The sequence below is a fragment of the Dactylosporangium maewongense genome (assembly GCF_039531485.1).
Taxonomy (GTDB): Bacteria; Actinomycetota; Actinomycetes; order Mycobacteriales; family Micromonosporaceae; genus Dactylosporangium; species Dactylosporangium maewongense.
The window spans coordinates 412,392-428,749 of the sequence record NZ_BAAAQD010000007.1 but is presented as its reverse complement, the minus strand read 5'-3'; the positions used below and the strand labels follow the sequence as shown (position 1 = coordinate 428,749).

The window sequence follows — 16,358 nt, the reverse complement described above, 5'->3', positions numbered from 1 at the left end:
GGGAGTCCGTTTCCAGAGAGGAAAGGTCCATGGAAGTCGTCCGTGCCCCGAGCCGAGGCCGGCAGGCCCCGCAACAACACTATTCCGGCGTCGTCTGGATCGACCGGGACGTCACCGGCCTGGAGCCGTCCCGCCTGCAGACGTTCCACGCGCAGTTCAGTCCCGGCACCCGGACGGCCTGGCACCGCTGCCCGTACGGCCGGATCCTGACCGTCCTGCACGGCGTGGGCCGGGTGCAGCGCCGGGGCGGCCCGATCCACGAGGTGCGCGCCGGCGACACCGTCGTCGTCGAGGCCGGCGAGTGGCACTGGCACGGCGCCGCGCCGAACACGTTCATGGCGGTCGTGTCGGCCCACGAGACCGGCCCGGCCGGCACCGGCACGGATGACACCGGCGCCGACACGGACGACACCGGCACGGAATGGGGCGAGCACGTGACCGACGCCGAGTACCGGCTGGCACCGCTCACCGCGATGATCCGCCGGCCGGACGCGGACCGGGTCCCGCAGCGCGAGGCGTGCTGGTAGCGGTCCCGGCATTGATGGCAAGCCCGGTCCCGCGGCCGTCACGGTCGCGGGGGCCGGGCCGCCGCGAAGTCCGGCGTCCAGATCCTGGACACGCTCGGCACACACGCGTAACACTGTCGACATGATTTCTGCACGAAGCGTGCTGAAAGACGTGTGACCCGTGGACACCCGGCAGATCAGGTACTTCCTCGCCGTGGTGGAGCACGGTGGGTTCGGCAGGGCGGCGACCGCGCTCAACGTCGCCCAGCCGACCATGTCGCAGTCGGTGAAGGCCCTGGAGCGCGACCTCGGCACGGCCCTGTTCCACCGGGCGTCGCACGGGGTGACGCTGTCCGCGGCCGGGCGGGCGTTCCTCGGGCCGGCCCGGGTGCTGATCCGCGACGTCGCCATGGCCGGCGAGGCCGTCGGCGGGCGGCCCGAGCACGACAGCCTGGAGCTCGTGGCGTCGGCGCCGCTCGGGGCGCACCCGGGCGCCGAGCTGGTCGGTGGCTTCCTGCGGGCGCACCCGGGCGTGTCGGTCAACCTGGACCGCGACACCGACGAGGCGCTGCTGGCCCGGGTCCGCGACGGGGTGAGCGAGCTCGGCCTGGTCCACCTGCCGGCGGCCCGGCTGGGGCTGTGCGAGGTGGCGCTCGGCGCGCACGACCTGGTCCTCGTGTTCCCGCCGCCGCACACCGCCCGCCCCGCGACCCGCGTCCCACCCTCCTCCGCCTCCGCCTCTGCCGCCGCCACCGACACCGACACGGCCACCGCCGAGGCCGTGCGGCTGGCGGATCTGGCGGGGCTGGAGCTGCTCGGCGTGCCGCGCGGCAGCGCGTCGCGGCTGCTGGTCGAGTCGGCGCTGCGGGCGGCCGGGGTCAGGACCAGGGTCGTGGTCGAGAGCGGGCAGCGGGACCTGATCACCGACCTGGTCATCGCCGGGGCCGGGGCGGCGTTCATGCCTGACGTGGCCACGCCCGCGGCGGTGGCCAGAGGGGCGGTGGCCAGGCGGGTCGTGCCGGCGTTGCGGCTGCCGTACGGCATCGTGCACCGCCCCGGCGAGCTGTCCGCGACAGCGCGGGCATTCCTCGACCATGCCCTGCGAGAGGCCGACCACGCCCCGCGAGAAGCAGGCCACGGCCGGCGGGAAGCAGACCACGCGCTGCGGGAGGGGTGACTGCGGCATGGACCTGCGCAGGCTCGCGTACTTCGTCGCCGTCGCCGAGCACGGCGGCGTCACCGCGGCGGCCGCCGCGCTGCACGTGGCACAGCCGTCGCTGTCCCAGTCGATCCGGGCGCTCGAACGGGACATGTCGGTGGAGCTGTTCGACCGGCGGCAGCGCCCGCTCGCCCTGACGGACGCCGGGAAGGCGCTGCTCGACCCGGCCAGGAAGGTGCTCGCCGACCTCGCCGACGCCCGGGCCGCCGTCGGATGCGTCGTCGGCCTCGCCGCCGGCTGGCTCGACGTCGCCGTCCTCGACCCCCTGGCCGTGGACGTGGCGCCGGCCATCGCGGCGTTCCGGCGGCGGCATCCGGGGGTGCCGGTGCGCGTGCACGGCCCGCGCGACGAGGACGACCTGGTCCGCCACGTCGTCGACGGGCGCTGCGAGCTCGGCGTCACGTACCTGCCGGTCGAGCACCCCGCCGTCCGCGTCGAGCCGCTCGGCCGGCAGGAACGGTTCCGCGTCGACGGCGCGGACGTCAGGACCCGGCACAGCGAGGCCGTCCTGCCGCTGCTGCGGGCGGGCGCGACGGCGGTCGTCGCCGGCGGCTACGCGCGGCGGGCGGAGGCGGCCGGGGCGGTGCTGCACCGGTTCGACCCGCCGGCGACGGTCGACGTCGGAGTGGTCAGCCAGCACCAGCACCAGCACCGATCACCGGCGGCGCGGCGGCTCGAGACGATGCTGCGCACCTATGGGGTCGATGGCTTTTCGTCTTTGCATTCTCGATGATCGCGCACTGTTATCAAGCGATGCCCGAGCCTGATCAGCGCCACCGCCCCCTGTACTGGCTGCTGGTGCTCCCGACCGTCGCGCCCCTGGCCGTGCCGTTCTACAACCGCCTCGAACCGACGCTGCTGGGGGTGCCGTTCTTCTACTGGTACCAGCTGGCCTGCGCCGTCCTCGCGACCGTGGTCATCTCGATCGTCTACGTCGGCGTGCGCCGGAAGACCCACCGATGAGCGACCGGGACGTCGAGATCGCCGTGTTCGTGCTGCTCATGACCGTGATGATGGGGCTCGGCCTCGCGGCGGCGCGGTGGCGGCAGCCGCAGAGCATCCACAGCCTCGAGGAGTGGGGCGTCGGCGGCCGGGCGTTCGGCAGCTGGGTCACCTGGTTCCTGCTCGGCGGCAGCATGTACACCGCCTACACGTTCGTCGCCGTGCCCGCGCTGACCTACGGGGTGGGCGCGCTCGGCTTCTTCGCGGTGCCGTTCGCGATCGCCACGACCCCGGTCGCGTTCATCCTCTCCGCCCGCGCCTGGTCGGTGTCGCACCGGCACGGGTTCGTGACGCCGGGCGAGATGGCCGGGGCGCGGTTCGGGTCGCCGGGGCTCGCGGCGCTGGTGGCGGTCACGGGCATCGTGGCGACCATGCCGTACGTGTCGGTGCAGCTGCTGTCGCTGCAGGCGGTGTTCAAGACGCTCGGCGTCGACGGCGAGTGGCCGCTGCTTGTCGCCGTCGGCCTGGTGTCGGTGAGCACGTTCCGCTCCGGGCTGCGGGCGCCGGCCCTGCTGTCGATCGCCAAGGACATCCTGCTCGTGTGGGTCGTCGTGTCCGGCGTGCTGATCGTGGCGATGTCCGGCGGCTGGGGCACCACGTTCCGGCGCGCCGCAGAGCACTTCGCGAAGACGCCGTCGCCGGCCGACGGCCTGCTGCTGTCCGGCCCGGGGCAGATCGGCTACCTGACCATGGTGGTCGGCTCGGCGCTGTCGATCTTCGCGTACCCGCACGCGGTCATCGCGATCATCGCCGCCCGGGACCGGTCGACCGTGCAGCGCAACACCGCCGCCCTGCCGGTCTACTGCCTGGCGCTGGGCCTGATGGGGCTGCTCGGCCTGTTCGCGGTCGCCAACGGCGTCGTCCCCGTCGGCCGTGACCTCAACACCATCACCCCGCAGCTGTTCCACAAGCTGCTGCCCGGCTGGTCGGCGGGCATCGCCTACGCCACGCTCGGCGTCGCCGCGCTGATCCCGGCCGCGGTCATGTCGATCGCGGCGGCGAACGCGTTCACCCGCTCGATCTACCGCCAGTACCTGCGTCCCGACGCCGGCCCCGCCGAGGAGGCCCGCGTCAGCCGCTGGGCGTCGCTGGTCGTGAAGTTCGGCGCGGTCGGGGTCATCCTCCTGCTCGACCCCGCGTACTCCGCGGAGCTCCAGCTCATCGGCGGCGCCGTCATCCTGCAGACCATCCCCGCGGTGATGTTCGGCCTGACGACGGCGTGGTTCCACCGCGCGGCGCTCATCGCCGGCCTGGTCACGGGCCTGGTCACGGCCGTGGCGATGCTCTACCGGATCCCGCAGCTCGGCCCCGGCGGCGTCGTGGTGAAGGCCCACTTCGGCGGCTCCAGCTGGTCCTTCGGTGACGGCGTCATGGTGTACGTGGGCCTCATCGCACTCCTCGCCAACCTGATCGTGTCGGTGGCCGGCACGGTGCTGCTCCGGTTCGCGAAGGTGCCCGCGGGGATCGACCGGACGCGCCCGGAGGACTACACGGCCGACGTCGGCGACCCCATGGTGAAGCGCCTCGACGACCTCCTCGACGGCCTGCCCCGCACCCCGGGCGGCGCCCACACCCGGCCATTCGCCCCGCCGCCGCACCAGCGGGGCGTCACCACCCCGCGGCGGCGCACCCGCTTCTGACCACCCTCACATCGCCGGTTTCGGCGTGTGGCGCCGGTACGCGCTGACCGTCGCGTCACCGGTGACCCAGAAGCGCCACGGGACGTCGTGCGCGCCGGTGACGCCGACGCGGGGGCCGGTCGAGACGGCGAGGGCGGGCACCGCGGCGGCCGGGGCCCGCAGCAGGGGCGGGTCGCCGAGGAGGTAGGTGCCGTAGAAGGACCTGTCGATGCCGAGCGCGGAGCACAGCCTGGCGGGGCCGCGGGCCAGCTCGGCGTCGGTGCGCGCGGCCGGCCGGCGCGACCTGGCGACCGGCAGGCCGTCGACGACCTCGCCGGCCCGTAGCAGCACCGCCGACGCGGTGCCGTCGGTGCCGGTGACGACGTTGACGCAGTAGTGCATGCCGTAGGTGAAGTAGACGTACGCGTGGCCGGCGGGGCCGAACATGATCTCGTTGCGCGGGGTGCGGCCGCGGTGGGCGTGGGAGGCCGGGTCCTCGCCGGTGCCCGAGTACGCCTCCACCTCGGTCAGGCGGACCGTCACCCCGCCGGCGGTCAACGTGCAGCCCAGCAGGGCCCGCGCGGCGGTGTCGACCGGGCCCGCGAGGTCGTCGGCGAGGGTCACTGCGAGATCCGGCAGATGCGCAGGACCACCGCGTCGACGGACTCCTCGAACGGCGGCCACGGGAAGCCCGGCACGAACTGGCGCATCATGACCGCGCCGTGCAGCGCCGTCCACACCAGCGCCGCGTCGGCGAACGGGTCGGTGCTGGTGGACCGGCCGGCGGCGACGCAGGCGGCGAGCGCGTGGACGAGCACCTCGAAGGACTGCAGGCGGGACCGCCACTTCGGGGGCACGTCCTCCAGCTTCAGCGGCATCTTCAGGTCGGGCCGGCCCTCCCGGAGGCGGCCGAACAGCACCCGGTAGCGCGCCGGCTCCCGCATCGCGAAGTCGACATAGGCGTGGCACCCGGCCAGCAGGGACGCGACGCAGTCCTCGTCGGCGAGCGCCGTGGTGGTGTCGATGACGATCTGCCGCAGCCGGTCGAACGCGATGTCGAGCACGGCCTCGATGACGGCGTCCCGGTCGGCGAAGTGCGCGTAGATGGACGGCGCCGCGATCCCGGCCTCCCGGGCCACGGACCGCAGCGTGATCGCGGCCTCGTCGCCCTCGCGCTCCAGGATGCGTTCGGCGGCGGCGACGATCTCGTCGCGCAGGAGGCCGCCCTCGCCCCTGCGGTTGCGAGTGCGGCCTCCCGATGTCGTCATCGGTCCATCATGCCGGTTGGGCGACGAGCTGCGCCTCGGCGGGCGCGGTGCGGGCGGCCGCCGGGCGGATCACGGCCACGGCGACGGCCATCAGGGCCGCGATGCCGGCCGCGACCAGGGCGCCGCGGTCCATGGCGGCGGTGAAGGCGGCGTCGGCCGCGGACAGGACCTGCTGCGCGTCGGCGGGCGGCATGGTGGCCGCGGCGGCGTGGGCGGCCGGCAGGTCCGCGCCGGGCAGGACGAGGGCGGGGTCGCTCCGGTACGCCGAGGAGACGACCGTGCCGAGCACCGCGATGCCGAGGACGCCGCCGAGCTCGCGGATGACGCTGTTGAGGGCGCCGGCCATGGAGCTGTACTCGGGCGGGACCGAGCCGCTGATCTGCAGGCTGGCCGGGGCCATCATCATGCCCATGCCGAGCCCGATCACGCCGGTCCCGAATGCGACCTTCCAGAACTCGGTGCCGACCCCGGTGGTGGACAGCGAGAGCAGCCCGGCGACGGCGAGGGACAGGCCCAGCACGAGGGTCCAGCGCACGCCGAGCCGCTTCGACAGCAGCGCCGAGGTCGCGGAGGTGGTCGCCATCGCGACGGCGAAGGGCATCGCGCCCAGGCCGGCGACGAGCGGGCTGTACCCGTGGACGAGCTGCAGGTACTGCGACAGCTCGAACAGCGTGCCGAAGAGGACGAAGAACACGACGGCGAGGGACAGCGCGGCGAGCAGGAAGGTGCGGTTGGCGAACAGGTCGAGCCGCACCAGCGGCGACGCCGCCCGCAGCTGCCACGCCACGAACAGCGCGGCCAGGACGACGGCGGCGCCGAGCTCGGCGAAGCCGAGCGGAGCGGTCCAGCCGCGGGCCGGGGCCTGGATGACGAAGTCCACCAGCAGCGCGACCGCGGCCGTGGACAGCAGGGCGCCGAGGATGTCGAGACGGCCGGTGCGCACCACCGGGACGGCCGGCACCAGCCGGACCACCGCGACCAGCGCGCCCGCGACCAGCGGGACGTTGATCCAGAAGGCGCTGCTCCACGAGTAGTGCTCCAGCAGCGCGCCGCCCGTGACCGGGCCGATGAGCACGCCGATGCCCGCCGCCGCCGACCAGGCCGCGAACGCCTTCGGCCGCTCCGCCGGGGAGAAGATGCGGGTGATGATGGCGAGGGTCGCCGGCATGACGAACGCGGCGCCGAGCCCCATGACGGCCCGCCACGCGATCAGCTGGCCGGGCGTGTCGGCGAGGGCCGCCACGGCGGAGCCGCCGCCGAAGACCACGAGGCCGCCGATCAGGGCGCGCCGCGAGCCGAGCCGGGCGCCGAGGCTGCCGGCGAGGATCAGCGCCGAGGCGAAGACGAGGGTGTACGCGTCGGTGATCCACTGCAGGTCGGACGTGGTGGCGTGCAGCCCGTGCGCCAGGGACGGCAGGGCGGTGTTCAGCACGGAGTTGTCGAGGGTGACGGCGACCAGGGTGAGGCTGAGCACCGCGAGCGCGGCCCACCGGCGCGGGTGTTCGGACATCGGAGACCCCTTACGGACGTTTGTTTACGCCCGTAAGGTTAGACACGTCAGCTAACGCTTGTAAAGTTATCGGTAGTCGATCCGCGACGTGGCGGTCGTCACCCCTCCTCGGTGAGCAGGTAGTAGCCGTCGCGGGAGAACCCGGCAATCCGCCAGCCGGCGGCGAGCCGCCCGGCCATGACGTCCCGCACCGCGAGCCGCCACGCCGCCGCGCCCGCCGGGTCGCTGGCCCGCAGGCCCTCCACGTCCGGCGGCACGGCCACGAGCACCGCCGGCGCCGGGACGGCCGGCAACCGCAGCGGCGTGCCGTCGCCGGCACGGTCGAGGAGCTTCGCGGTGCCGGCGACGTCGACACCGGCGGGAGTGCCGTGGGCGGCGGCGACGGCCTCGGGCGCGGCGAGCCGCCACACGAGCAGCAGGCGGTCGCTGAGGTCGCCGCTGTTGATGCCGTCGGCCATCGCGCCGTAGAACTCGGGCAGGTAGCGGACCGCGTGGCCGCCGAGCTTGCGCAGGTTGAAGGAGGCGTTGCGCAGCACGAGCGGGTCGTAGGTCCAGCGGACCTCGGGCACGTCGCGGGCGAGCGTCCAGGCCCGCTGGTGCTGCTTGATCGCGAACCCGACCCCAGCGCCGAGGCCGCCGGGCTCGACCCCCGCGACGAACGAGTGCAGGTGCGGCGTCCCCCGCTCGTCCCGGCCGAAGAAGCCGACCGCGGCACCGGTCAGCCGGCCGCCACGGTAGGCCCCGGCGACGTAGTTGCCGGAGTGCGCGTAGGTCCGCAGCAGGCCCGGCGCGGCGATCTCGGCCCGGTGATCGGCCCGCCACACCCGCTGCAGCAGCACCGACACGTCGTCGAACGCGGCCCGGCCGGGCACGTCGGCGGTCTCCACGATCTCGACCCCGGCCCGCTCCGCGGCCGCCGCCGCGCACTCCCACGCGTCCGCCACCGGGGAGGCGGCGTCGGCGGCGGCCAGGTTCACCGTAACCGGCCGATCGCGTCGACGAGGCCGGCGACGAGGGCGGCCCGCTCCGGCATGGTCGCCAGGTCGGACCACTCCCCTTCGGCGTGCGCGTTGCCGCCGACGACGCCGAGCCCGTCGAGGGTCGGCACGCCGATGCCGGCGGTGAGGTTGCCGTCGGAGCCGCCGCCGACCGCCTCGCCCGAAAGCGGCGGCAGGCCCAGCTCGGCGCCGACCCGGCGGGCCAGGGCGAACAGCGACGCCGACGCCGACTCGGGCATCGCGGGCCGGGACGGGCCGAGCTCGACGGTCAGCTCGGCGCCCGGCAGCACCGGCCGCAGGCCGCGCAGCGCCGTGTCGACCCGGGTCAGCTCGGCCGGGTCGAACGCGCGGACGTCGACGCTGACCCGGGCGGCGGCCGGCACCGTGTTGCTCGTGGTGCCGACGACGGCGTCGGTGGGGGTGACGGTCGTGCCCGGTGGGGCGCCGAGCGCCGCGACCCGCAGCACCTGGTGCGCCAGCTCGACCCCGGCGTTGATCCCGAGGTGCGGGGCGACCCCGGCGTGCGACGCGCGGCCGGTGACCCGCAGCGAGTAGTGCGCGATGCCCTTCCGGGCGATCTTCAGCCGGCCGTCGGCGCTGCCCTCGAGGATCAGCGCGCCCGCGGCGCCGGCGGCCGTCTCCTCGATGAGCGCCAGCGACGTCGGTGAGCCGATCTCCTCGTCGGAATTGCACACCACGGCGACGCCGTCGAGGTCCGCGACCGCCGCCAGGGCGTGGAAGAGCACGACCAGGCCGCCCTTCATGTCCACGACGCCGGGGCCGGTGCACCGGTCGCCGTCGACGGCGAACGGCCAGCGGGCCAGGGTGCCGACCGGCCACACCGTGTCGAAGTGCCCGACGAGCACCACGCGGACCGGCCCGTCACCGAAGCGCCACCGCAGGTGCGGCCGGTCGGCGACGACGACCCGCTCCGGCGCCAGCCCGGTGCACCGCCGGCCGAGCCCGGCGACGACGTCGGCGCATCTGGCCAGGGCGTCGAGGTCGGCGGACGGCGACTCGACGGCGACGAGCCCGGCAAGGTCCTCACGCATGACGGGCGCGGCAGCCCGCAGCTTCTCCAACGCGCTCATCGATCCAACCTATCCGGACCACCGCGGCGACACCCCGGGGGCAGGCGGCGAAGACCGCCGGCGCGCCGGTTCGGTTGCGTCGTCAACAGTCGGACACCCGGCGGTCAGCGCCCGGGTTCATCGATACGTTCGAGGGAGTCAACCGTTGGGGGGCGGCGGCGTTGCGGGTGAGGCTTCTCGGTCCGGTCGACGTGCTCGTCGACGGTGCCGCGCGCCCCGTGCGGGGGCAGCGGCGCAAGGCGGTCCTCGCGGTCCTCGGCCTGCACCCGGGCGAGGTCGTCAGCACCGGGCGCCTCGTCGACCTGGTGTGGGGCGACGCTCCCCCGCCGAACGCCGTCAACGCGTTGCAGAGTCACGTGTCGTACCTGCGACGCACCCTCGGCGACAAGGCCGTCATCGCGTCCCGTCCACCCGGCTACCTGCTCGACGCGGGCGGCGAGGGGACCGACGTCGCGGTCGCCGAACGGCGCATCGCCGCCGGCCTGCAGGAGGCCGACCCCGCGGCCCGCGCCCGCCACCTGCAGGCCGCGCTCGAGCTGTGGCGCGGCACGCCCCTCGCCGACACCGGCGGGCTGCCGTGGCTCGACGAGCAGGCCGAGCGGCTCGGCCAGCTGTGGCTGCGCGGCCGGCGCGCCCTGCTGGAGGCGCGGCTCGGGCTGGGGCAGCACGCGCAGCTGCTGCCGGACCTGGAGCAGCTGACCCGCGAGCACCCCTTCGACGAGCAGCTGCACGGGCTGCTGATGCTCACGCTGTACCGGCTGGGCCGCCAGGCCGACGCCCTCGCGGCGTTCCGGCGGCTGCGCGGCACGCTCGACGACGACCTCGGCATCGAGCCCGGCGCCGCGCTGCGCGACCTGGAGGCGGGGATCCTGCGCCAGGACCCGGAGCTGGACGCGCCCGCCCCGGTCGCCGCCACCGCCCCCGCGGTGCCGGCCCAGCTGCCCCTGGCGGTGGGCACGTTCGCCGGCCGGACCGGCGAGCTCGCCCGCCTCGACTCGCTCCTCACCGGAGCCACCGGCGACACCGCAGACACCGGTGCCGGTGGGGTCGCGGTCGCCGCGGTCACCGGGACCGCGGGCGTGGGCAAGTCGGCGCTGGTCGTGCACTGGGCGCACCGCGCCGCCGGGCGGTTCCCCGACGGCCAGCTGTACGTCAACCTGCGCGGCTTCGACCCCGGCGGCCGGCCGGTCGACCCCGCCGACGCGGTCCGCGGGTTCCTCGACGCGTTCGGGGTCGCCGCCGCCCGCGTCCCCGCCGGGCTCGCCGCGCAGGCCGGCCTGCTGCGCAGCCTCCTGGCCGGCCGGCGGGTCCTGATCGTGCTCGACAACGCCCGCGACGCCGAGCAGGTCCGGCCGCTGCTGCCCGGCACCCCCGGCTGCCTCGCGGTCGTCACCAGCCGCGACGCGCTCACGTCGCTGGTCGCCCTCGAAGGGGCGCTGCCCGTCGCCGTCGACCTGCTCAGCGCCGGCGAGGCCGGGGACCTGCTGGTCCGCCGGCTCGGCGCGGCCCGGGTCGCGGCCGAGCCCGCGGCGGTCGCCGAGATCGTGGCCCGCTGCGCGCGGCTGCCCCTGGCGCTCGCCGTCGCCGCCGGGCGGGCCGCGACCCGGCCGGAGCTGCCCCTGGCGGACCTGGCGGCGTCGCTGCGCGCCGCCGGCACGCCGTCCGGCACGCTGGACGCGATCGCCGGCGACGACCCGGTGTCCGACCCGCGGGCGGTGTTCTCCTGGTCCTACCGGGCGCTGCGACCGGCGGCCGCGGAGCTGCTGCGCCGGATGAGCCTCGCCCCCGGCACGGACCTCGGCGCCGGCGCGATCGCCAGCCTCGCCGGCGTCCCGGCGGACGCGGCCCGGGTCCCCCTGGCGGAGCTGGTGCGCGCCAACCTCGTCTTCCAGGACACGCCCGGCCGGCACTGCCTGCACGACCTGCTGCGGGCGTACGCCGCCGAGCAGGCCGCCGTCCACGACGCGGCGCCGGGCCACCGGCTGGCCGTACACCGGCTGCTGGACCATTACCTGCACACCGCCGACGCGGCGGCCCGCCTGCTCGACCCGGCCCGCGGCCCGCGGCGCCTCGGCGACCCGCAGCCCGGCACGACCGTGCCCCGGCCCCGGACCCGCGGCGAGGCCCTGGCCTGGTTCGACGCGGAACGCGACCCGCTGCTCGCGGCTGTGCGCCTCGCCGCCGACGCCGGCTTCGACGGGCACACGTGGCGGCTCGCGGCCGCGGTCACGACGTTCCTCGACTGGCGCGGGCGGTGGCACGACCTCGCCGCCGTCCACGAGACCGCGCTGCGGGCCCAGCTGCGGGGCCGGTCGCCGGCTGTGGACCACGCGGGCCTGGGTGACACCGCGTGCGCGCTGGGTCGCACGTACGCCCGGATCGGCCGCTACGAGGACGCCGAGCACCACCTGGGCGCCGCGATTTGGGTGCATGAGCAGGCCGGTGACACGGCGGGGCTGGCCCGGGCCGGCTACCACCTGGGCGGGCTGGCGCTGCGCCTGCGCCGGTACCCGCAGGCGCTGACCCTGACCGAGGAGGCGCTGCGCCGCTTCGACCGGCTCGGCGACCGGATCTGGCGGGCCCGCGCCCTCAACGCCACCGGCTGGATCCACGGCCACCTCGGCGAGCACCGGCAGGCCCTGCAGCGCTGCCGGGAGGCGCTCACCGAGACGATCGAGCTCGACGACCGGCACGGCGAGGCGGGCGCCTGGGACGCGGTCGGCCACGCCCACCACCGGCTCGGCGACCCCCGCCAGGCGATCGCCTGCTACGGGCACGCGCTGCGGGCGTACCTGGAGCTCGGCGACCGCTCCGGCGAGGCCGCGGTCCTGGCCCACCTCGCCGACGCCCACGACGACGCCGCCGACCCGGTGACCGCCGCCGAGCACCGCCGCCGCGGCCTGTCGATCCTCAGCACGCTGGATCCCGCGGCGGGGGCATAACGGGGCATGACGGGGGCATGACGGGGGCGTGACGCCGGCGCGCGGGTCAGGCGGTCGCCTTGCGCAGTGCGATCCAGGACAGCGCGGTCAGCAGCACGCCGGCGAGCGAGGGCCAGCCGGCGAACAGGGACAGCGCGCTCTGGTCGAGGAACCAGTCGCCGACCGCCGGCCACCTGCCCGTCCTGGTGATGAGGGCGGCGGTGAGCCCGAGGACGACCATGACGGCGGTGATCGCGCCGAAGACGCCGTTGGTGCGCCAGCGCACGTACACGGCGCCGAGCGCGATCCCGATGAGGCTCATCAGCAGCAGCGGCACGCCGTAGATGAGCAGCTGGGCCGGCACGCCGTAGGTGTCGAGGGGGCCGATGCCGAAGAACCGCATCCGCAGGCCCCACCCGCCGGTGGCGGCCTCGACCGCCTGGAGGACGACGAGGAGCACGGCGTAGATGACGGTCTGCGCGAGGGTGAACAGGCCGATCGCGGCGCCGAACTCGCGCCGGGTCACGCTCATCCCGAGCGCGAACGGGAACTGCTGCGCCATCGCGACCGCCCCGAACACGAGCGCGGTGATGTAGACGCTGGCCAGGCCGCCGGTCACGGGACGGTCGCCCATCTCGTCGCCCATCGAGCCGAACAGCACCAGGTTGACGGCGAACGCGATGCCGAGGATGACCAGGGGCCAGACGAGGCCGTCGCGGCGGCCCGCGGCCTGCATGCGGACGATGGCGAAGACGCGGTTCATGAGGCGGCCTTCCGTGCGGTGATGCGGACGACGAGCTGCTGCAGCGAGACGGGTTCCAGCTGGACGCCGGCCTCCCGGGCCGCGCCGGCCGGGACGGCGCCCCGGACGGTGGCCCGGGTGAGCGGCCCGAGCTGCTCGCGGTGCAGCTCGTCGGTGTTCACGGTGAGCCGGTCGACGGCCGGCGCCGGGCCGGTGACGGTGACGACCTGCCCGCGCAGCGCGTCGGCGGCCTCGTCCAGGACGATCCGGCCGCGCTCGATGAGCAGCACGTGCTCGATGAGGTCGCCGACCTCGTCGATGAGATGGGTGGAGAGCACGACGGTCCGCGGGTGCTCGGCGTAGTCGGCGAGCAGCCGGTCGTAGAACAGCTGGCGCGACACGGCGTCCAGGCCCAGGTACGGCTCGTCGAAGAACGTCAGCGGCGCCCTGGACGCGAGCCCGACGGTGACGCCGAGCGCGGACAGCATGCCGCGGGACAGCTTCTTCACCAGCCGGCCGACGGGCAGCTGGAAGTCGGCGACGAGCGATCGGGCGAACGCCTCGTCCCACTCGGGGAACAGCAGCCGGCCGGCGAGCAGGACGTGCCGCACCTTGAACGTGTCCGGGTAGCGCTGGCTCTCCTTGACGAAGCTGACCTGCCGCAGCACCTGGCTGTTCTCGACCGGGTCGGCGCCGAGGACGCGGATCGTGCCGCCGGTGGCGAACTGCTGGCCGGTGAGCAGCTGCATGAGGGTGGTCTTGCCGGCGCCGTTGCGGCCGAGCAGGCCGTAGATGCCGTTGCGGCGCAGGTCGAAACTGACGTCGTCGACCGCGGCGACAGAGCCGAACCGCTTCGAGACGCCCTGCACCGACACGACGGGGGTGGTGGTCATCGCTGCTCCTCGTGGCGGTCGATCATCGTCTTGAGCTCGTCGGCGTGGATGCCGAGCTTCGCCGCCTCGGCCAGCAGCGGCTGCAGGTACAACTCGCTGAACTGCTCCTTGCGGCGCTGCCGGAGCCTGGCCCGCGCGCCCGTGGAGACGAACATGCCGATGCCTCGCTTCTTGTAGAGCACGCCGTCGTCCACCAGCTGGTTGACGCCCTTGGCGGCGGTGGCGGGGTTGATCCGGTGAAACGCCGCGAGCTCGTTGGTCGACGGGACCTGCGCCTCCTCGGGCAGCGAACCGTCGACGATCGACGTCTCGATCTGCTCTGCGATCTGCAGGAAGATCGGCCGACCCTCATCCATCGGCTTGGTTCATCGGTTCATTACTCATGTAACTAACCATGCAACCTCGCCGCCGCCGCGTCAAGCCCCGCGTCGCGGGGTAGCGTCGAAGCGTGCAGAAGATGGCGTGGCTGGCCGTGCGCGACCGGGACCCGGCGGCGGCGCTCGGGCTCACCGAGCTCGGCGAGACCGGCTGGCGGGCCGGCGTCGACCTGGCGTACTTCACCGACGACCGCCTGATCGTGACGCCCCCGGTCGACGGGTGGGTCCTGGTCCTGGGCATGGCGCTCATGAAGGACCGGCCGGACGTGACGGGGCTCAGCGCGGCCCTGGAGACCGAGGTGCAGTTCTTCTCGTCACATCGAGGGCTGCAGGTGTACCGGTGGCAGCGCGCCCGGTCGGGGGATCTGCTCCGGTCGTTCGCCGCCACCGACGGCGAGATCGACGAGATCGGCGAGGCGTCGGACCTGGAGCGGTCCTTCGGTCAGCTCGTCGACGACGGCGACGTGCACCGGGTCGCGGCACAGTGGAGCGTCGACCCGGGCACGGTGAACGTCCCGGTGCGCGTGTTCAGCAACGGGTCGTCCTCCCGCGGCGACCGGTAGGCGGTTTCGGCCTCCGCGGGCTTCTTCAACTGCGGCCGCTCAGCTGCGGCTTCGGCTGCGCCAGGGGCTTCAGCTGCCGCTGCGGCGGCCGCGGCTGCGCCACGAGAACGGGCCGGGCAGGTCGTAGCGGTGCGCCCTGGTCTTCGAGTTCCACGACCACTTGCCGATCTTCAACCCCCACGAGGACAGGCCCTTCGGGGTGAAGTTCAGCACCAGCGGGCCGAAACGCATCGCCTTACGGAACAGGATCGGCACGGGTCCTCCTCGACGTGATGTGCCGTCAAGGATGACCCATGCGCGCCACCGGCCGGGTTGAGGGGTCGGTCTACGTTGGACACATGGCCCAACAGGTGAAGTACGACCGCCGTGAACAGTTCGAGCAGATCCAGTCCGGTCTGCTGCCCGGCGAGACCATCATCGCCGTCTACGACGCCGTCGGCATCGGCACCGGGTTCATCGGCCTGACCGACCGACGCGTGATCCTGCAGGACCGCTCGTTCGTCGGCAAGCGGCTCGCGCTCACGTCGATCCCCTACCAGAAGGTGACCGCCGTCTCGATCGTGAGCAACAAGTCGTGGGCGGGCAACTTCTTCAGCAGCGGCAACATCGCCGTCCACGTCGGCGCCCACACGTACGAGATCGAGGTCCGCGGGGTCGAGAAGACCCAGCACATCCACAACGTGATCCTGCACTACGCCGTGTCCCACTGACCCACGGCCGGCTTGCGGCCGACTTACGGCGTCAGGACCACCTTGCCGGTCGTGTGGCCGAGCTCGCCGTACTCGTGCGCGCGGACGACCTGGTCGAGCGGGAAGACCCGGTCGACGTGGACGGTGAGCCGGCCGTCGAGCACGAGCGCCGTGAGGTGCTCGAGGCCGGCGCGGTCGGGCTCGGCGAGCAGGAACACGCCGCCCGCCTCGATCGCGGCGGCCTCGTCGGCGCCGTTGAGGGCGACGAGCGCCCCTTCCGGCCCGAGGGTCGCCACCAGCTCCGGGATCTGCCCCGCGATCGTGGCGACGGCCACGTCGATGTCCTTCACGCCGGCCAGGTCGCCGGGCTGGTGGTCCAGGACCTCGTCGGCGCCGAGGGACCGCACGAAGTCGTGCTTGGGTGCCGACGCGGTGCCGATCACGTACGCGCCGCGGGCCTTCGCGATCTGCACGGCGAGGTGGCCGACGCCGCCGGCCGCGGCCGGGACCAGCACCCGCTGCCCTTCGAGGACACCGGCCGTCTCGACGAGGACCTGCCAGGCGGTGAGGCCGGCGAGCGCGAGCCCGCCGGCCTGCTCGTGGCTGAGGTTGAGCGGTTTCAGCGCGAACTGCCGGGCGGGCCCGGTGACGTACTCGGCGTAGGCGGCCGCCTCCCCGGGGAAGCGGGGCATGCCGAACACCTCGTCGCCGACGGCGAACCTGGTGACGCCGGTGCCGGTCGCGGCGACGACCCCGGACAGCTCCCAGCCGACGGTGAACGGCGGGGTGCCGAGGAAGCCGCCGCCGGAGCGGACCTTCCAGTCGACCGGGTTGACGCCGGCGGCGTGCATCTCGACCAGGATCTCGGTCGGGCCGGGGTGCGGGACGTCGGCCTCGGTGACGCGCAGCACCGACGCGTCGCCGAGCACGTTCTGCGTCACCCGTCGCACTGTGTCACCC

Annotated in this window: 18 protein-coding genes; 8 read left to right on the top strand and 10 right to left on the bottom strand. The window is 74.5% G+C overall.

From position 1 onward, the window contains the following. The first annotated feature begins 29 nt into the window (after nucleotides 1-29). The 5 genes from ABD332_RS20710 (at nucleotide 30) to ABD332_RS20690 (ending at nucleotide 4,367) form a co-directional block, all read left to right on the top strand. On the top strand, nucleotides 30-527 hold the full coding sequence (locus ABD332_RS20710) for a cupin domain-containing protein (protein ID WP_344503623.1): 498 nt from the start codon (nucleotides 30-32) through the stop codon (nucleotides 525-527). A gap of 160 nt (nucleotides 528-687) precedes the next feature. Then, complete coding sequence (locus ABD332_RS20705) at nucleotides 688-1,683, top strand: LysR family transcriptional regulator (protein WP_344503622.1); 996 nt, start codon at nucleotides 688-690, stop codon at nucleotides 1,681-1,683. Between the two features lie 7 nt (nucleotides 1,684-1,690). Continuing rightward, entirely contained in the window at nucleotides 1,691-2,458 is a 768-nt protein-coding gene (locus tag ABD332_RS20700; RefSeq protein WP_344503621.1) for a LysR family transcriptional regulator, read from the top strand. A gap of 20 nt (nucleotides 2,459-2,478) precedes the next feature. Further along, a complete protein-coding gene (locus tag ABD332_RS20695; RefSeq protein WP_344503620.1) occupies nucleotides 2,479-2,688 on the top strand; it encodes a DUF3311 domain-containing protein in 210 nt (69 codons plus the stop codon). Next, entirely contained in the window at nucleotides 2,685-4,367 is a 1,683-nt protein-coding gene (locus tag ABD332_RS20690; RefSeq protein ID WP_344503619.1) for a sodium:solute symporter family protein, read from the top strand. The genes ABD332_RS20695 and ABD332_RS20690 overlap by 4 nt, the downstream gene beginning before the upstream one ends. A 6-nt stretch (nucleotides 4,368-4,373) precedes the next feature. Here the strand turns inward: ABD332_RS20690 and ABD332_RS20685 are convergent, their stop codons facing one another. The 5 genes from ABD332_RS20685 to ABD332_RS20665 all read right to left on the bottom strand — a co-directional run bounded on the left by ABD332_RS20685 (nucleotide 4,374) and on the right by ABD332_RS20665 (nucleotide 9,213). Beyond that, nucleotides 4,374-4,985: a DNA-3-methyladenine glycosylase gene (locus tag ABD332_RS20685; protein ID WP_344503664.1), complete on the bottom strand. Its 612-nt coding sequence runs from the start codon at nucleotides 4,983-4,985 to the stop codon at nucleotides 4,374-4,376. Beyond that, complete coding sequence (locus ABD332_RS20680; RefSeq protein WP_344503618.1) at nucleotides 4,967-5,614, bottom strand: TetR/AcrR family transcriptional regulator; 648 nt, start codon at nucleotides 5,612-5,614, stop codon at nucleotides 4,967-4,969. The genes ABD332_RS20685 and ABD332_RS20680 overlap by 19 nt, the downstream gene beginning before the upstream one ends. Nucleotides 5,615-5,621: 7 nt before the next feature. Beyond that, nucleotides 5,622-7,124, bottom strand: a complete 1,503-nt coding sequence (locus ABD332_RS20675) for an MFS transporter (protein ID WP_344503617.1) — start codon at nucleotides 7,122-7,124, stop codon at nucleotides 5,622-5,624. A gap of 98 nt (nucleotides 7,125-7,222) precedes the next feature. Beyond that, on the bottom strand, nucleotides 7,223-8,101 hold the full coding sequence (locus ABD332_RS20670; protein WP_344503616.1) for a GNAT family N-acetyltransferase: 879 nt from the start codon (nucleotides 8,099-8,101) through the stop codon (nucleotides 7,223-7,225). Continuing rightward, on the bottom strand, nucleotides 8,098-9,213 hold the full coding sequence (locus tag ABD332_RS20665; protein ID WP_344503615.1) for a M20 family metallopeptidase: 1,116 nt from the start codon (nucleotides 9,211-9,213) through the stop codon (nucleotides 8,098-8,100). The genes ABD332_RS20670 and ABD332_RS20665 overlap by 4 nt, the downstream gene beginning before the upstream one ends. A gap of 167 nt (nucleotides 9,214-9,380) precedes the next feature. Between ABD332_RS20665 and ABD332_RS20660 the strand changes: the two genes are divergently transcribed. After that, entirely contained in the window at nucleotides 9,381-12,155 is a 2,775-nt protein-coding gene (locus ABD332_RS20660) for an AfsR/SARP family transcriptional regulator (protein ID WP_344503614.1), read from the top strand. 46 nt (nucleotides 12,156-12,201) lie between these two features. On the opposite strand, the gene ABD332_RS20655 is transcribed toward ABD332_RS20660, so the two are convergent. Genes ABD332_RS20655 through ABD332_RS20645 form a run of 3 tightly spaced genes read right to left on the bottom strand, consistent with a single transcriptional unit; the run spans nucleotide 12,202 to nucleotide 14,125 of the window. Continuing rightward, a complete protein-coding gene (locus ABD332_RS20655; RefSeq protein ID WP_344503613.1) occupies nucleotides 12,202-12,897 on the bottom strand; it encodes a hypothetical protein in 696 nt (231 codons plus the stop codon). Then, the gene (locus tag ABD332_RS20650) at nucleotides 12,894-13,769 is read right to left on the bottom strand and encodes an ABC transporter ATP-binding protein (protein ID WP_344503612.1); all 876 of its coding nucleotides are present in this window, start codon (nucleotides 13,767-13,769) and stop codon (nucleotides 12,894-12,896) included. Before ABD332_RS20650 ends, ABD332_RS20655 begins: the two co-directional genes overlap by 4 nt. After that, nucleotides 13,766-14,125: a GntR family transcriptional regulator gene (locus ABD332_RS20645; protein ID WP_344503611.1), complete on the bottom strand. Its 360-nt coding sequence runs from the start codon at nucleotides 14,123-14,125 to the stop codon at nucleotides 13,766-13,768. Before ABD332_RS20645 ends, ABD332_RS20650 begins: the two co-directional genes overlap by 4 nt. Before the next feature lie 101 nt (nucleotides 14,126-14,226). Here ABD332_RS20645 and ABD332_RS20640 point away from each other — a divergent pair, with 101 nt between their 5' ends. Continuing rightward, nucleotides 14,227-14,709, top strand: a complete 483-nt coding sequence (locus tag ABD332_RS20640; RefSeq protein WP_344503663.1) for a hypothetical protein — start codon at nucleotides 14,227-14,229, stop codon at nucleotides 14,707-14,709. Between the two features lie 69 nt (nucleotides 14,710-14,778). Here the strand turns inward: ABD332_RS20640 and ABD332_RS20635 are convergent, their stop codons facing one another. After that, nucleotides 14,779-14,964 (bottom strand): DUF4236 domain-containing protein, encoded by a 186-nt coding sequence (locus ABD332_RS20635; protein WP_344503610.1) that lies wholly within the window; start codon nucleotides 14,962-14,964, stop codon nucleotides 14,779-14,781. A gap of 83 nt (nucleotides 14,965-15,047) precedes the next feature. Here ABD332_RS20635 and ABD332_RS20630 point away from each other — a divergent pair, with 83 nt between their 5' ends. Beyond that, nucleotides 15,048-15,419: a PH domain-containing protein gene (locus ABD332_RS20630; RefSeq protein WP_344503609.1), complete on the top strand. Its 372-nt coding sequence runs from the start codon at nucleotides 15,048-15,050 to the stop codon at nucleotides 15,417-15,419. Nucleotides 15,420-15,442: 23 nt separating this feature from the next. Here ABD332_RS20630 and ABD332_RS20625 read toward each other — a convergent pair whose 3' ends face one another. Then, complete coding sequence (locus tag ABD332_RS20625; protein ID WP_344503608.1) at nucleotides 15,443-16,339, bottom strand: NADP-dependent oxidoreductase; 897 nt, start codon at nucleotides 16,337-16,339, stop codon at nucleotides 15,443-15,445. Nucleotides 16,340-16,358 lie beyond the last annotated feature (19 nt).

What these genes read in the sequence shown, in the direction of transcription:
- ABD332_RS20710 (WP_344503623.1), top strand. Translation starts at nt 30, where the DNA reads ATGGAAGTCGTCCGTGCCCCGAGCCGAGGCCGGCAGGCCCCGCAACAA.
- ABD332_RS20700 (WP_344503621.1), top strand. Translation starts at nt 1,691, where the DNA reads ATGGACCTGCGCAGGCTCGCGTACTTCGTCGCCGTCGCCGAGCACGGC.
- ABD332_RS20695 (WP_344503620.1), top strand. Translation starts at nt 2,479, where the DNA reads ATGCCCGAGCCTGATCAGCGCCACCGCCCCCTGTACTGGCTGCTGGTG.
- ABD332_RS20690 (WP_344503619.1), top strand. Translation starts at nt 2,685, where the DNA reads ATGAGCGACCGGGACGTCGAGATCGCCGTGTTCGTGCTGCTCATGACC.
- ABD332_RS20680 (WP_344503618.1), bottom strand. Translation starts at nt 5,614, where the DNA reads ATGACGACATCGGGAGGCCGCACTCGCAACCGCAGGGGCGAGGGCGGC.
- ABD332_RS20675 (WP_344503617.1), bottom strand. Translation starts at nt 7,124, where the DNA reads ATGTCCGAACACCCGCGCCGGTGGGCCGCGCTCGCGGTGCTCAGCCTC.
- ABD332_RS20665 (WP_344503615.1), bottom strand. Translation starts at nt 9,213, where the DNA reads ATGAGCGCGTTGGAGAAGCTGCGGGCTGCCGCGCCCGTCATGCGTGAG.
- ABD332_RS20655 (WP_344503613.1), bottom strand. Translation starts at nt 12,897, where the DNA reads ATGAACCGCGTCTTCGCCATCGTCCGCATGCAGGCCGCGGGCCGCCGC.
- ABD332_RS20650 (WP_344503612.1), bottom strand. Translation starts at nt 13,769, where the DNA reads ATGACCACCACCCCCGTCGTGTCGGTGCAGGGCGTCTCGAAGCGGTTC.
- ABD332_RS20645 (WP_344503611.1), bottom strand. Translation starts at nt 14,125, where the DNA reads ATGGATGAGGGTCGGCCGATCTTCCTGCAGATCGCAGAGCAGATCGAG.
- ABD332_RS20640 (WP_344503663.1), top strand. Translation starts at nt 14,227, where the DNA reads ATGGCGTGGCTGGCCGTGCGCGACCGGGACCCGGCGGCGGCGCTCGGG.
- ABD332_RS20630 (WP_344503609.1), top strand. Translation starts at nt 15,048, where the DNA reads ATGGCCCAACAGGTGAAGTACGACCGCCGTGAACAGTTCGAGCAGATC.